11 protein-coding genes are annotated in these 14,940 nt (G+C 74.1%); 4 read left to right on the top strand and 7 right to left on the bottom strand.

Annotated elements, in window-relative coordinates; genetic code table 11:
- Positions 1–180: 180 nt before the first annotated feature.
- From E1291_RS30400 to E1291_RS30375, 6 genes are all read right to left on the bottom strand, one after another.
- Positions 181–729 (bottom strand): SigE family RNA polymerase sigma factor, encoded by a 549-nt coding sequence (locus tag E1291_RS30400; protein ID WP_131741518.1) that lies wholly within the window; start codon positions 727–729, stop codon positions 181–183.
- 18 nt (positions 730–747) lie between these two features.
- Positions 748–2,649 (bottom strand): glycosyl transferase, encoded by a 1,902-nt coding sequence (locus E1291_RS30395; RefSeq protein WP_131741517.1) that lies wholly within the window; start codon positions 2,647–2,649, stop codon positions 748–750.
- A complete protein-coding gene (locus E1291_RS30390) occupies positions 2,646–3,470 on the bottom strand; it encodes a dolichyl-phosphate beta-glucosyltransferase (protein ID WP_131741516.1) in 825 nt (274 codons plus the stop codon). The genes E1291_RS30395 and E1291_RS30390 overlap by 4 nt, the downstream gene beginning before the upstream one ends.
- 183 nt (positions 3,471–3,653) lie before the next feature.
- Entirely contained in the window at positions 3,654–6,458 is a 2,805-nt protein-coding gene (locus tag E1291_RS30385) for a family 20 glycosylhydrolase (RefSeq protein ID WP_131741515.1), read from the bottom strand.
- A gap of 424 nt (positions 6,459–6,882) precedes the next feature.
- Positions 6,883–8,493, bottom strand: coding sequence for a monocarboxylate uptake permease MctP (gene mctP, locus E1291_RS30380; RefSeq protein WP_131741514.1), 1,611 nt, complete (start codon positions 8,491–8,493; stop codon positions 6,883–6,885).
- 4 nt (positions 8,494–8,497) lie between these two features.
- Positions 8,498–8,797 carry a DUF3311 domain-containing protein gene (locus tag E1291_RS30375; RefSeq protein ID WP_242614467.1) on the bottom strand — a complete coding sequence of 100 codons (300 nt, stop codon included), beginning with the start codon at positions 8,795–8,797 and terminating at the stop codon, positions 8,498–8,500.
- A 430-nt stretch (positions 8,798–9,227) separates the two neighbouring features.
- Between E1291_RS30375 and E1291_RS30370 the strand changes: the two genes are divergently transcribed.
- The 3 genes from E1291_RS30370 (at position 9,228) to E1291_RS30365 (ending at position 12,788) form a co-directional block, all read left to right on the top strand.
- Positions 9,228–11,408 (top strand): anthranilate synthase component I, encoded by a 2,181-nt coding sequence (locus tag E1291_RS30370; RefSeq protein WP_131741512.1) that lies wholly within the window; start codon positions 9,228–9,230, stop codon positions 11,406–11,408.
- A gap of 233 nt (positions 11,409–11,641) precedes the next feature.
- Positions 11,642–11,788, top strand: coding sequence for a GPGG-motif small membrane protein (locus E1291_RS42365; RefSeq protein ID WP_165495355.1), 147 nt, complete (start codon positions 11,642–11,644; stop codon positions 11,786–11,788).
- Positions 11,789–11,870: 82 nt separating this feature from the next.
- The gene (locus E1291_RS30365; RefSeq protein ID WP_131741511.1) at positions 11,871–12,788 is read left to right on the top strand and encodes an SDR family oxidoreductase; all 918 of its coding nucleotides are present in this window, start codon (positions 11,871–11,873) and stop codon (positions 12,786–12,788) included.
- Here the strand turns inward: E1291_RS30365 and E1291_RS30360 are convergent.
- The gene (locus E1291_RS30360; RefSeq protein WP_131741519.1) at positions 12,779–13,750 is read right to left on the bottom strand and encodes a helix-turn-helix transcriptional regulator; all 972 of its coding nucleotides are present in this window, start codon (positions 13,748–13,750) and stop codon (positions 12,779–12,781) included. The two genes, E1291_RS30365 and E1291_RS30360, sit on opposite strands and share 10 nt — an antisense overlap.
- A gap of 111 nt (positions 13,751–13,861) precedes the next feature.
- Here E1291_RS30360 and add point away from each other — a divergent pair, with 111 nt between their 5' ends.
- Complete coding sequence (gene add, locus E1291_RS30355) at positions 13,862–14,890, top strand: adenosine deaminase (protein ID WP_242614466.1); 1,029 nt, start codon at positions 13,862–13,864, stop codon at positions 14,888–14,890.
- Positions 14,891–14,940 lie beyond the last annotated feature (50 nt).

Below are 14,940 nucleotides of genomic sequence, written 5' to 3'. Positions count from 1 at the left end.
AGCCGCCGTCCCGCCCGCACGGCCAGTTCCACGCTCACCGCGCCGCGGCCCGCCGTGCCCTCCGGTCCGGACCCGCCCCGGGCGGGCGGATCGGGGGGCGGCGCCTCGAAGGCGTGCAGAGGGCCGAGGAGGTGGGCGGCCTCCCGCTCCTGCCGGTCCGCTCCGGGATCGTCCACGCCGTTACCCCTCTCCCCGGACGCCCGGCTCCGCCGTGACCGCCGCCGCGCCGCCGAGCAGGACGCGGAGACGTGCCAGCCCGTGCGCGGTCTGGCTCTTGACCGTCCCCTCGGAACAGCCGAGGATCTGCGCGACCTCCGCGACCGGCAGGTCGCACAGGAACCTCAGCACGAGGACGGCGCGCTGCCGCGGCGGGACGCGGCCGAGCGCGGCGCGCACCACCGCCCGGGTCTCCAGGTCGGCCACCGGCGCCGGCGGCTGCCCCGGGACGTCCGCCGGGGCGCCGGTGAGCCGGACCCGCGCCCAGGCCAGCCGCCGCTCGCTGAGGAACGACCGCACGAGCATCGCGCGGACGTAGCGGTCCACGTCGTCGGCGGCGCGGGCGCGCCGCCAGTGCACGTAGAGACGGGTGAGCGCGGTCTGGACGATGTCGTCGGCGTGGTGCGGGTCGCGGCACAGCAGGTGCGCGAGCCGCCGCAGGCCGGGCAGTGCGCCGGTGACGTACTCGACGTACTCCGTCTCACCGGCGGGCCGCCGGCCGCGCCCGCTCACCGTCCGTTCACCGCCGGCTCATCCTCCGCTCTCCCCGGCGAGGTGCCGCACGTCCCACACCCACACGCCGCCCTCGAAGCGCCCGGGCCCGAGCAGCCGCACCAGCACCTCGTACAGGGCCTGCCGTCTGATGACGGGGCCGAGGACCACCGCGTCCGCGCGCCAGTAGGCGAGGTCGGCGCGCAGGGCGAGGCGCTCGCGGTCGGTGACCTCCGGGGGCACCTCGTCGTCGCGTGCCCTGGCGAGCAGGCTGGACGTGGGACGGCGCGGCGCGCCGTAGCCGCCCAGCCGGTCGGGACCGAACGGGCCGACGAAGTACCCCTCCGGCAGCGGGAAGCCCAGTCCTGCCTCGACCTGCCAGTGCAGGGGCCTCGCGTCCGGGATGTCCGGCGGCGGCGCGGTGACCAGCGTCCGGCCGGGGCGGACGTGGCGGCGCCACATCCCGTCGGTGAAGAACGCCGGGACCGGCGCGCGATCCTCGGCGGTGAGCGGCTTGGGCACGATGGGCACCAGCGCCTGGGCGAGCACGACGCCGCACAACGCCCACGCGGTCCGCCGCGGAAGCCGCGCCGACGCCTCGCGGAACCGGTCGATCCCGATCGCCAGCAGCAGGCCGGCGGCGGGCACGCACAGCAGCGTCAGCCGCGACTCGAGCACCGACTCGAACAGCGGGAGCCGCCCGGCCACCCACCAGGGGCCGGGGACGCCGGTCGGACGCCCGTTCACCGTGATCTCGGGTCCGAGGGACAGCAGCACGCCGGCGGCGGTGACCGCGGCCAGGGCTCGCACCACCGGGTCCCGGCGCAGCCAGGCCACGAGCGCCACGACGAGCACGGCGAGCGGCCAGCCGAAGAACGCGTTCTGCTCGGTCGTGCTCGCGTCGTACGGCCCGGGGAAGGCGGGGTGCCCGGCGAGCGACTGGCGCGCGAACGCCGTGATCCGCACGAGGTCGTTTCCGGACGGCCCGTGCCACAGGCCGTCGTAGCTCTGCGTGCCGAAGAACTGCCAGAGCAGCGCGTAGGTGGTGAGGGGCAGGAAGATGATCAGAGCGAATCCGAGGCCGGCCGCGAGCCGCCGCGCCGCGGCGCGCGCCTCCGCCGGGCGGAACACCGCGTACGCGGCCGCGAACACGACCAGCCCGGTCGCGGTGAGCAGCAGGATCTCCTCGCCCAGGTAGACCTGGTAGGCGGCGAGGAGGCCGAGGAACAGCCCCTCGCGGGCCGGCCGCCCCTCGCCGCGCGCCATCCGCACGAGCCGTCCGATCATGAACGGGATCACGGCGAGCAGGACGAAGTTCGGGTGCGCGTTGGCGTGCGAGACGATCGGCGGCGCGAACCCGCAGAAGCCGCCGCCGACGGCGGCGGCCGCGGGGGAGCGGCCGAGGTGCCGCCGGAACAGCCGGTACCAGGCGGCGGCGCTGCCGCCGACGCCGCCGGTGAGGACCAGCGCCCAGGTCACCGACGGACCGAACACGAGCGTCACGGGCGCCAGCGGCACCGAGACGCCGAGCATGACCGTGTTGGCCATCAGGTTGACGCCCGCGGGGAAGTTCTGCAGCCGGGTGAAGAACGGGTCGTCGAAGTGGGCGACGGCGCGGGCGGTCACGGCGAAGAACCATTCCCACTGGGTCTGGTCCTGGCCGCCGTCGACGAGGTAGCGGCGCCCCGGGTCGGCCCACAGTTGCGAGAACAGCACGAACGCGGCGAGCATGTACCCGGCCGTCACCGCGAGGCCGATCCTGGGCGGGCCGCCGGCGAGGCGCGCGCGCAGGAGCCCGCGCAGCCGCTCGCCGGGCCGGGGCCCTCTGGCGCCGTCCGCGCGGTGCGCGGTCTCCGTCTCCGGTCCGGTCTCCGTCTCCGGCCCCGTTTCCGGTCCGGTCTCCGGGTGCGTCTCGGTCCCCGGTTCCGTTTCCGCGGTCACGCCGGCACCCGTCCCGCGCCACCGGCCGCTCGGGCGCCCGCGGCGCCCGCCGCGCCGTCGTCCGGCGGGGAGGCCGGACGACGGGGCCGGGACGGGCGGGGCGGATGGGGTGCCCGCCCGTATCGCAGCCGGACGAGGACGACCTCGGCCAGCGCCCGCCCGTAGTCCGCGGGGCGGATCTTGGATCCGGCGCGGTGCCGCCAGCGCACCGGGACCTCCGCGACGGGCCAGCCCCGCCGGGCGAACAGCGAGAGGATCTCCACGTCGAAGGCCCAGCCGTCCACCCGGGCGACGGCGAACACGGTCCGGGCGCGGTCGCCGTCGAACAGCTTGAAGCCGCACTGGGTGTCGGCGATGCCGCGCACCGCGAGGATCCGGATCAGCAGCCGCCCCAGGCGCGCCGCGGGGCGCCGCAGCGGATGCCGCCGGACACGGGAGCGGGAGCCGATCGCGGCGTCGAACCCCAGGTCGAGCGAGGGGCGCAGCAGGTCCAGCTCCTCGACGGGCGTCGCGAGGTCGGCGTCGGTGACCAGCACCAGCCGGCCCCGGGAGGCGAGCACGCCCGTCCGCACGGCGTGGCCCTTGCCCCGGTTGGCGGGGGTGCGCAGCAGCCGGATCCGGGGGTCGGCCCGGGCCGCGGCGCGGACGGGGCGGGCCGTGCCGTCGCGGGAGCCGTCGTCGACGACGATCAGCTCCCACCGGTCGGTTCCGCGGTCGAGGTGGGCGCGCACGGCGTCGAGCGTGCGGGGCAGGCGCGCCAGCTCGTTGTAGGCGGGGATCACGACCGTCAGCTCGACCGGATCGCAGGGGGAGGCGTTCACACCATGAGGACTGTTCGGGGAGGTGCCAAGGTTGTACCGAGATCATATGACATGGGTCACAAAGGCCGCGCCGGATGCGTGAGCGGCCCGGCCGCCCGCGTGGCGCGGGCGGCCGGGCCTGTCCCAACCCTCCGGGCACCGCCCGTGGTCAGCCGGAGGGGCGGGGGACCTGCGACCGGACGGTCACTGCAGGAGCGTCCACGACGCGGGCGAGAGGTCCGGCGCCTGGCCGGTGCTCGCGCGCGCCGCCCGGAACAGCTCGCCCTGGTGGGTCACCAGCGCGCCCGGCTCGTAGGCGGTGCCGCCCTGCCAGGCCGGCACGCCGGCCGGGGAGATGCGGCTGGTCCGCCCGTCCGCGCTGCGGGTCCGGGTCAGCGCGGACGCGCCGACCCGCACCGGCCCGGTGTAGGGGCTCCACCGCGCGCCGTCGGTCGAGTACTCGACGGCGAGGCCGGGGTTGCGCACGTTCGCGGTCAGCGTCCCGTCGGAGATCTTCGCGCCGGGCAGCGGGACGCGGTAGTTCACGCCCGTGCCGCGGAGCCCGACCGGCCGGTAGAACGACAGCAGCGGGAACGTCACCTGGCCGAGGGTGTTGGAGAAGGTGTTCCACGCCGCGTCGATCTTGTCCGGTGCGGGCGTCTCACGGTTCCAGGCCCGCTCGGCGACGCCGAGCAGCTTGGGGAACGCCTGGTACTCGCGGATCTCCTCGGCCTTGCCGTTCTCGGCCCACAGCTGCGCCTCGACGCCGAGGATGTTCTTCTTGCCCTCCGGCGTCAGCTTCGTCCAGGACGGGTTCGGCGTGATCGGGTTGCCCCACCGGTCCTCGCGTGCGTTGGAGTACACGTCGAACGGCTGATAGGTGAACGTGCTCTTCTCGTCCACGTAGGCCGCCCAGTAGTAACCCGGCTCGTCCGGGTCCTTGTTGTAGGCAAGGTCCATGTACAGGTTCGTGGCGTGGGCCAGGATCACCGGCGTGCCCTCGTTGGCGAAGCGGTACGCCCAGTCCTCGCGTCCCCAGCCCCACACGTTCTGCCAGGGCAGCGGGGTGAACCCCTTGAGGCGGAACGAGCGGGTCGGGTCGGTGATGTCCTCCCAGCCGGAGGTCGCCGGGGCGACCTTGTGCGCGATGTCGTTCCAGCGGCTGAAGAACAGCTCCTTCAGCTCCTCGCCGGACTTGCCGGCGGTCGCCGGGTTGGCCTTGCAGGCGGGCGACCCGGACCACCAGCCCTCCTGCGGCCCCGGCGGCTCGTCCCCGCCGAGGTTGATCCGGTTGAGCGGGACGTTCGCGCCGGCGTAGATCTTGCCGACCTCGGACGCGATCTTGTTGAGGAACGTGTACGTGCTGTCCAGGCACGGGTTCGCGAGGTTGTCGGTGTAGTTCTGGACGCTCGTGTGCCGGCTGGTGTCGGCCGGGTCGAGCAGCCGGTAGCCCGCGTCGTGGGTGCTCTGGTAGCGGCGCTCCATCGACTGGACGGCCGCGCGGGCGTGCGCCGGGAAGTTCAGCTCGGGCACGACCTCGATGTGCCGCTCGGCGGCGTACTTGAGGATCTCCTGGAAGTCGGCGACCGAGTAGTAGCCGGAGCCCTTGCCGACGAAGTTCTGCGTGCCCTGCTCGTAGCCCTGGAAGGCGGGGACGCGGCCGAGGTTGGCCTCGGTCCGGTTCCGCGGCTTGCCCGCGATGCCGTCGCCGGTGCCGAGGTCGTTCACCGACCCCATTCCCTGGTGGAGGGCGCCCTCCTCCTTGAGGTCGAACGCGCGCCGCGACCCGAACCCGGTCAGCTCGGGCAGCCCCGGGATCTCCAGGCGCCAGCCCTCGTCGTTGGTGATGCCGAGGTGGAGCCGGTTGAGCTTGGTGAAGCTCATCAGGTCCAGGAACTTCTCGATGGTCTGCTTGGTCTCGAAGTGGCGCCCCACGTCGATCGCGAGGCCGCGGTAGCCGAACAGCGGCACGTCGGCGATGGCGGCGCGCGGCACGGTGACGGTGGCGCGGCGGTGCCCGCGGGCCGCCGCCCGGTAGCCGGTCGCCGGGATGAGCTGGCGCAGCGTCTGGACGCCGTACAGCACACCGGCCCGGTCGGCGCCGACGATCCGCACGCCGTCCGCCCCGATGTCCAGGGTGTAGGCCTCGGTGTCGGGCCCGCCGTCGTGGTCGGCGTCCAGCCGGGAGTCCACCCGCAGCTCGATCGGCGCCCCGGCGCCGTCCGCGACGTCGCGCAGCGCCGAGCGCAGGTAGCCGGCCTCGCCGGCCAGTGCCGCCGGCGCCGTGATCTGCGAGCCGCCGCCGATCGCGAGGGTCCCGCCGGTGGCCCTGGCCGCCAGCGGCTGCGGGACGATGCTCTGCCGCAGCGTGAGCGTCTGCTTCGCCGCGGTGTTCTCGGCGTACCGGGAGGCCGCCGTCTGCACCGGGCGGTGGTCGCCCGAGAACGCCTGCGTCTGCTTCGGGTCGGCGGGGTCGAGCAGCGACTTGGACGGCAGCCAGGCCGGCTTCCCGTCGCCGAACGCGATGCTCCAGCCCGCGGGGCCGTCGGACTTGTGGGTCGCCCACAGCTCGAAGTTGACGTCGATCGCGCGGCGCTCGCCCGGCCCGATGGGCTTGAATCCGGACGCCGGCCTGAGCGTGTAGAAGTCGCCGCTGCGCGCGGCGTCCGCGTAGGTGAGCGACAGGCCCTGGTCCGCGAGCTGCTTGCGGCCGATGTCGCCCGCGGCGCCGTCGAGGACGGCGGCGGGCCGCCGGACCGCGTTGAAGTACGTCGCCCAGCCGTCCGCGCCTAACGCGCAGCGGCGGTCGCGGTTCTCGAAGGTGAGCCGCGCGCGGTGGTACTGCGCGTCGGTGAGGGTGTGGTCGACCGGCTGGTAGGTCACCCGCAGCGCGCGGGCGTCCGGATTGCAGGTGGCGGCGGACGCCGCGCCGGGCGCCACGGCCACGGCGAGCGCGCCCGCGAGGGCGGCCGCGGCGCCGAGCGCCACGGGTCTGTTCGGAATCTTCATGGGGTACCGCTCTCCTGGCGTACGGGAGGGGGAACCGGCCGAGGCCGGGACGGGCGCACGCGAGCGGGGCGGGCGCGAAGAACGCGGCTACGCGGTGAAAGTGCAGGTCAGAGGTCCATCGCGGGGCCGGATCGGTGTCGCTGTCAGCGGCATGGACAGGAAAGTATCCTATCTATTTGCTTGACTCGGGTGCCTCATCCGGCCAGTCGCGAACCCCCAGGCAGCCCCAGGAGGGCCGGACCCGGCCAGCGGAAGGCCTTGACGTTCACCGGTTCACGGCCGATTCGTGCGGCCGGTGCCGGCCCGTGGTGCGGGCCCGTAATGCGGGCCCGCACCACGGGGCGGTGAACCCCGGAGAACCGATCGGCCCGCGGCGGGCCCCGGCCGGGGCCCGCCGCGGGCCGGTGGGGGGTGGGTCCGTGGCTCAGGTGGAGCCGGACGGTTCGAGCCGCGCGGCCCTCGGGTCGCTCTCGTCGGCGAGGTAGTCGGCCGGGCGGGTGGCGTCGGGCCCGTCGGCGAGCCCCGCCGCCCGGCAGGCCGCGGTGCCCGCGACGGTCACGGCCAGGTTGACCGCGAGCGCGAGCATTCCCACGTAGACCGTCATCCGGGTGTCGAGCCCGAGGTCGCTCAGCTTGTACGCCGAGCCGCCGAAGTGCGCCTTGTGCTTGACCGGGTTCGGGATCTCGTACAGCATCCACAGCCCCGCCGCGAGGCCCGCCGCCCAGCCGGCGATGAGCGCGCCGCGGTGGAACCAGCGGGTCACCAGGCCGAGCGCCACCGACGGCAGCGTCTGCAGGATGACCACGCCGCCGATGAGCTGCAGGTCGATGGAGAACTCCGGGTCCAGCAGCAGGATGCACGCGACCGCGCCGACCTTGACCACCAGCGAGACCAGCTTGCTGACCGCCGCCTGCTGCGCGTCGGTGGCGTCCGGGCGCAGGTACTCCCGGTAGATGTTGCGGGTGAACAGGTTCGCCGCGGCGATCGACATGATCGCCGCGGGGACGAGCGCGCCGATGCCGATGGCGGCGAAGGCCACGCCCGCGAACCAGTCCGGGAACATCTTGTCGAACAGGAGGGGGACGACCGTGTTGGTGTCGGCCTTGCCGCCGGACACGGCGGGCTTGACGCCCGCCGCGACGGCCATGAAGCCGAGCAGCGCGATCAGGCCGAGCACGAAGCTGTAGGCGGGCAGCGCCGCCATGTTCCGCTTGATCACGTCCCGGTTCCGGCTCGCCAGCACCCCGGTGACGCTGTGCGGGTACAGGAACAGCGCGAGTGCCGAGCCGAGCGCCAGCATCGCGTAGTTGAGCTGGTTGGTGCCGTCCAGCAGGACACCGTCGTTCGGCGCAGGCGTCGCGGCGAACTTCGCCCGCGCGGCGTCGAACACCTCCCCCCAGCCGCCGAGCCGGGACGGGATGTACAGCACCGCCACGATGATCACCAGGTAGATCAGGACGTCCTTGACGAAGGCGATCAGGGCGGGCGCCCGCAGCCCGGACTGGTAGGTGTAGGCCGCGAGGATCACGAACGCGATCACGATCGGCCAGTGCCCGTGCACGCCCATCGACTTCAGCACGGCCTCGATGCCGACCAGCTGCAGCGCGATGTAGGGCATCGTGGCGGCGATGCCGGTGACCGCGACCGCCAGGGCGAGGGTCGGCGACCCGAACCGGGCCCGGACGAAGTCCGCCGGCGTGACGAACCCGTGCGCGTGCGACACCGACCACAGCCGGATGAGCAGCAGGAAGACCAGCGGGTAGACGACGATCGTGTACGGGACGGCGTAGAAGCCCGCCGCGCCCGCGCCGAACACCAGCGCCGGGACGGCGACGAAGGTGTAGGCGGTGTACAGGTCGCCGCCGATGAGGAACCAGGTGACCCAGCCGCCGAAGCCGCGGCCGCCGAGGCCCCACTCGTCCAGGCTGTCCATCGTGCCGGGCCGGCGCCAGCGCGCCGCGGCGAAGCCCATCCCGCTGACCAGCAGGAAGAGCGCGCCGAACACGATCATCTCGGTGACGTGCTCGCTCGCCATCGGCTCAGCCCCGCTTCCTGGTCAGCCGGTAGACGGCGATCGTGCAGGCCACGCCCAGCGGGATGAACGCGAACTGCGTCCAGTAGAACGCCGGGACGCCCGCCAGGCGGGGACGGTCGTGGTTGAACAGGAACGTCAGCAGCGGCACCACGGCGGGGACGGCCAGCAGCAGGTTCCAGAGGCTGCGGTCGGAGCGCGCGGGACGGTCGCCCGGCCCGGGCGGCGGGCCCACCGGCGGAGGCGGGCGGCCGCCGGCGGATTCGGCGGGGGCGGGATCGGGGGCGGGGGATTCTGCCGAGGCCAAGGGGAGCCCTCCTCGTCAGGCGCGGTCGGGGACACGGCCCGCCGGGTCACCCGCCTGGACCGTGCCGGAGTGAGGCCGGGCGAGCCTACCCCCCGGCGGGTCACGGCCCGATCTCGGTGACGGCACGACTTCCGTGGATCAGCGCAACGCGCCGCCGCCCTCCGGCGAGGGCAGCCGCCCCCTGGAAACCTGCCGGGGAGCCACAGATGAGGGTTCTCCCGCGAGCCGGGCGTGCCCGGCCGGGGTGTTGGCCGCCGGAGCCGGGACGAGGTACGCTCGCCGCATGCGAACCGCGCCCTATCAGTGGTGGTGGCGCCGCTAAGGCGGCGCCGGTTCGTGCACGTTCGACATCAGGCGACCGCCCTCACCAGGCGGTCGTCTCGTGCGTCGTCCGCCCGGCAGCAGGGCCCGAAACGAGGGGCCACCCGCGGTGGAGACCGTCTCACAACAGCCGCTGACCAGCGAGTTCGTCACGGCCGGGGGCGTACGGGTCATCCGTACCGCCACCCCGGTCGACTCCGGGCGCAAGTCCGACGCGCTCAACGCCCTCGTCGCCGCCGTGGGGGAGCGGCGCGGCGGCGTCCTCAGCTCGGGCATGGAGTACCCGGGCCGTTACAGCCGCTGGCACATGGCCTATGTCGACCCCTGCCTGGAGCTCGTCGCGAGCGGCCGGACGGTCACGGCGCGGGCGCTCAACGACCGGGGCCGGGTGATCCTTCCCGTCGTGGCCGGCGCCCTCCGCGGCGCGGGAGAGGTCAGCGCCGACGGCCCCGGGGAGATCGCGGTGTTCGTCCCTCCCGCGGACGGGTTCTTCACCGAGGAGGAGCGCAGCCGCCGGCCGACGGTCTTCACCGCGCTGCGCGCCGTCGTGGACGCGTTCCGCTGCGCCGACCCGCACCTCGGCCTGTACGGCGCGTTCGGCTACGACCTGTCGCTGCAGTTCGAGCCGCTGCGGACGCGGCTGGAGCGGCCGGCCGACCAGCGTGACCTCGTCCTGCACCTGGCCGACGAGATGGTCGTCGTGGACCGCAAGCGCGAGACCTCGCACCGGATGTCCTACGACTTCGAGGTCGCGGGCGCGAGCACGGCGGGCCTGCCGCGGGCCACCGAGCCGACGCCCGTCCCCGTCCCGGCGGAACTTCCGGCCCAGCCCGTGCCCGGCGTGTACGCGCAGATGGTGCGGGACGCCAAGGACAAGTTCATCCGGGGGGACCTGTTCGAGGTCACGCCGGGGCACGCGATGTACGGGCGGTGCGACGCGCCCGCGGCGTTCTTCGAGCGGCTGCGCGAGACCAACCCGGCGCCCTACGAGTTCATGTTCAACCTGGGCGGCGGCGAATACCTGGTGGGGGCCTCCCCGGAGATGTTCGTCCGCGTGCGGGGCGACCGGGTGGAGACCTGCCCGATCGCCGGGACGATCCGGCGCGGCGGCGACGCCCTGGAGGACGCCGAGCAGATCCGCGCGATCCTGTCCTCGGCCAAGGACGAGTCCGAGCTGACCATGTGCACCGACGTGGACCGCAACGACAAGTCCCGCATCTGCGTGCCGGGCAGCGTCCGGGTGCTGGGCCGCCGCCAGATCGAGCTGTACTCGCGGCTGATCCACACCGTGGACCACATCGAGGGGCGGCTGCGGCCGGGGTTCGACGCGTTCGACGCCTTCCTGACCCACATGTGGGCCGTCACCGTCACCGGCGCGCCGAAGGCGTGGGCGATGCAGTTCATCGAGGACCACGAGGAGTCCCCGCGGCGCTGGTACGGCGGCGCCGTCGGTTTCGTCGGCTTCGACGGGTCCATGAACACGGGGCTCACGCTGCGGACCGCGCAGATCCGCGACGGCGTCGCCACCGTCCGGGCGGGCGCGACGCTGCTGTACGACTCCGACCCCGACGAGGAGGAGCGCGAGACGCACCTCAAGGCCAGCGCGCTGCTGGGGGCGCTCGCCGACTCCCAGGGCGGGGCCGGGCGCGCGGAGGCCGCGGGTGCGGAGGCGGACGCGCCGGACGGCGCGGGGGAGGGCCTCAAGGTCCTGCTCGTCGATCATGAGGACTCCTTCGTCAACACCCTCGCCGACTACTTCCGGCAGGAGGGCGCCGAGGTCGTCACGCTGCGGCACGGCTTCCCGGAGCGGATGCTGGACGAGCAGGCCCCCGACCTGGTGGTCCTGTCGCCCGGTCCCGGCCGGCCGGAGGACTTCGGCACCGCCGCCCTGCTGGCCGCCCTGGACGCGCGGCGGCTGCCGGTCTTCGGGGTCTGCCTCGGCCTTCAGGCGATGGTGGAGCACGCGGGCGGCGACCTGGCGCTGCTGCCCGAGCCCGCGCACGGCAAGCCCGGCCAGGTGAAGGTGACCGGGGGCGCCCTGTTCGAGGGTCTCCCGGACGAGTTCGCCGCGGCCCGCTACCACTCGCTGCACGCCACCCCCGAGCGCGTCCGGGGCTTCGAGGTGACGGCGCTGACCGGTGACGTGGTGATGGCCATCGAGGACGGGGCGCGGCGGCGGTGGGCGGTCCAGTTCCACCCGGAGTCGATCCTGACGGCGACCGGCGGCGCGGGACGACGGATCGTGGCCAACGTCCTGCGGCTCTGCAGGGCCTCGGCTCCCGCCCTCTAGTTCTGAAGCACTAGGGGGACCCACCGCGAATGGTCCTCAGGGTCCTGTTGCCGCGGCCGTCGTGGGGGCAGACTCGACCTCGGCAAGCGTGCCACGATCTCGTGACACGTGTGTGACCGCCGTTATCCCCCTGCGGAGGGGGGAGCCCTCCCCCCTCCGCTCATAAAGCCCATTTCGGGCATCTGTAAAAAATCGGATGTTTTCCCCGGGCCTACGCGGGGACCCTGTCCGCCATGATGACAATCCTCTGGCTCATCGCGGTGATCCTGGTCATCGCCGGTATCTATACGATCCTCGCCCGGCGCGACCTCCTGTGGGGCATCGTCCTCATCGTCGTCGGCCTCCTGGTCGGACCCGGCGGGGTCAGCATCTTCACCTAGGCCGAAAAGTCCTCGCGGCCACCGGCGCGGGCTCCGGAAACGCTGACACCGGTTGTCAGGTTTCGGTGCCAGCATCGTCCTCATGAGCCGTGCACTGACAGGAAAGATCGCATTGGTCGCGGGGGCGACCCGGGGCGCGGGCCGCGGCATCGCCGTCGAGCTCGGCGCCGCGGGCGCCACCGTCTACGTCACCGGGCGGACCACCCGGGAAAGCCGGTCGGAGATGGACCGGCCCGAGACGATCGAGGAGACCGCCGAGCTGGTGACGGCCGCGGGCGGCGAGGGCATCGCCGTCCCGGCCGACCACCTCGACCCCGCCCAGGTCGAGGCGCTCGTGCGGCGCGTCGACGAGGAGCGGGGGCGGCTGGACGTCCTGGTCAACGACATCTGGGGCGGCGACCGCCTCTTCCAGTTCGGCAGGCCGCTGTGGGAGCAGTCGCTGGAGGACGGGCTGCGCCTGCTCCGGCTCGCCATCGACACCCACGCCATCACCAGCCATCACGCGCTGCCGCTGCTGATCCGCAGGCCCGGCGGGCTCGTCGTCGAGATGACCGACGGCACCGCCGAGTACAACGCGCGGTACCGCAAGGACGTCGGGTACTTCTACGACCTCGCCAAGAGCGCCGTCATCCGGATGGCGCTCGCGCAGTCGGAGGAGATCGGCCCGCACGGCGCCACCGCCGTCGCGCTGACGCCCGGGTGGCTGCGCTCGGAGGCGATGCTCGACCTGTTCGGCGTCACCGAGGAGAACTGGCTCGACGGCGCGAGGACCAGCCCGCACTTCGCGATCTCCGAGTCGCCGGCGTTCGTCGGGCGGGCCGTGGCGGCGCTCGCCGCCGACCCGGACCGGGCGCGCTGGAACGGGGCGTCGCTGTCCAGCGGCGGGCTCGCCGGGGTCTACGGGTTCACCGACGCCGACGGCAGCCGTCCCGACGCGTGGCGCTACGTCGTCGAGGTGCAGGACGCGGGCCGTCCGGCCGACGTCACCGGCTACCGGTAGAGCGCGGCGAGCCGGGCGGCGGCCTCGGCCATCCGCGCGCGCAGCGCGGGCGGGCCGAGCACCTCCACCTCGGGGCCGAGCCGCAGCAGCTGGGAGAACGCCACCTCGGCCGACTCGACGGGCAGGGTCGTCACGACGCGGCCCCGCCCGTCGGGCGGTCCGGCGACCTCGGCCGCCCGCTCCGCCGCGTACGGGTCGGCGGCGTACCGCAGGCCCCGCAGCCCGGCGGGGGTGAGCCGGACGGTGACCTCCTCGCGCAGCATCGCGCGCAGGAACGCCTCCGCCTGGTCCCGCCAGTGCGCGGCCAGGTCGAACTCCGCGTCCCGGTCGAACGTCGCGCCCGTCGGGCGCACGGCCGTGACCCGCCCCGCGCGGTAGGTGCGGTAGGCGCGCGGGCCGTCCCCGGCGCGCGCGACGAGGTACCACGTGCCGTTCTTCAGGACGAGCCCGTACGGCTCGGCCGTGCGGACGACCTCGCGGTCCTTGCGGTAGCGCAGCTCGACCACCGCGTCCTCCCAGACGGCGCGGGCGAGGTCGCGCAGCAGCGGCGGCGGCCCGGCGTCGCCGAACCAGCCCGGGGCGTCCAGGTGGAACCGCTGGGCCGCCCGCGCGGGCGCGTCCCGCAGCGTACCGGGGAGCGCGGCGAGGACCTTCAGCTCGGCGGCGGCCACGGTGTCCCCGAGGCCCATGTCGCCCGCCGGGCCGGGCAGCCCGGACAGGAACAGCGCCTCGGCCTCGGCCCGGCTGAGGCCGGTGAGCCGCGTCCGGTACCCGCCGACCAGGCGGTACCCGCCGCTCCGGCCCTGCTCGGCGTAGACCGGCACGCCCGCCGCCGACAGCGCCTCCACGTCCCGGTAGACGGTGCGCTCCGACACCTCCAGCTCGCGCGCCAGCTCCGCCGCCGTCATCGTCTCCCGCGACTGCAGGAGCAGGACCAGTGAGATGAGCCGGGACGCGCGCACCCCTCCATCCTGCCCCATCTCCGCACCCTGCCCGACATTTCTGACATTTCTATGTCAGGTTCACCGGATTTGCCTGTCCGCGCGGCTCTTGAGGCTGTTAGCTTCGCGACCGTGCTGACCGAAGACACCGCCATCGAGGCGTTCATCGACGCCCTCCCGAAGGCCGAGCTCCACGTCCACCTCGTGGGCTCCGCCTCGGTCCCCACGGTCCTGGAGCTCGCGCACCGCCACCCGGACGGTCCCGTCCCGCTGGACGAGCGCGAGCTCCGCGCCTTCTACGAGTTCCGCGACTTCCCGCACTTCGCCGAGGTGTACGAGTCGGTCTCCAGCCTCGTCCGCACCCCGGAGGACGTCGGGACCCTCGCGCTCGGCACGGCCCGCGACCTCGCCGCGCAGAACGTCCGCTACGTCGAGCTGACCGTCACGCCCTACACGCACCAGCGGGCCGGCATGCCGATGCCGGCGATCACCGAGGCCCTGGACGCCGCCGTCCGCGAGGCCCGCGACCGGTACGGCATCCGGGTCGCCTACATCTTCGACATCCCCGGCGAGTTCGGCGCCGAGGGCGCCCGCGGCACCCTCGAGCACGCCCTGGCCCACCCGCCGCAGGCCCTCGTCGGGTTCGGGCTCGGCGGGATCGAGCAGTGCCGCCCGCCGCACCGCGACGCCTTCCGCGAGGCCTTCGCCGCCGCCCGCGCCGCCGGGCTGCGCAGCCTCCCGCACGCCGGGGAGATGAGCGGCCCGGAGACGATCTGGGAGGCCGTCGACGGCCTGGGCGCCGAGCGGATCGGGCACGGCCTCAGCTGCCTGGACGACCCCCGGCTCGTCGCGCACCTGCGCGAGACGCAGCTGCCCCTGGAGGTCTGCCCGACCTCCAACGTCTGCACCGGGCAGGTCCCCGCCCTCGCCGACCACCCGATGCCGAGGATGCTGGCGGAGGGCCTGTTCGTCACCCTCAACAGCGACGACCCGCCGATGTTCGACACCACCCTCACCGGCGAGTACCGGGTCGCCGCGAACGTCTTCGGCCTCGACCGCGCCGCGCTCGCCGGCCTGGCCCGCAACGCCGTGGCCGCGTCCTGCCTGGACGAGCCGGGCCGCCGGGAGATCATCGCCGAGATCGACGCCCTGCCCGTCTGAGGGCCGGTCCGAGGACCGGCCGGAGGCCGGCCGCGGCCGGCAGCAGGGCG

It is taken from the genome of Actinomadura roseirufa, assembly GCF_900659635.1.
Lineage (GTDB): Bacteria > Actinomycetota > Actinomycetes > Streptosporangiales > Streptosporangiaceae > Spirillospora > Spirillospora roseirufa.
The sequence above is the reverse complement of the archived record's forward strand: the minus strand, read 5'-3'. Positions and strand labels throughout refer to the sequence as shown.

Coding starts and splice junctions, on each gene's coding strand:
- E1291_RS30385 (WP_131741515.1), bottom strand. CDS start 6,458: ATGAAGATTCCGAACAGACCCGTGGCGCTCGGCGCCGCGGCCGCCCTC.
- mctP (WP_131741514.1), bottom strand. CDS start 8,493: ATGGCGAGCGAGCACGTCACCGAGATGATCGTGTTCGGCGCGCTCTTC.
- E1291_RS30365 (WP_131741511.1), top strand. CDS start 11,871: ATGAGCCGTGCACTGACAGGAAAGATCGCATTGGTCGCGGGGGCGACC.
- E1291_RS42365 (WP_165495355.1), top strand. CDS start 11,642: ATGATGACAATCCTCTGGCTCATCGCGGTGATCCTGGTCATCGCCGGT.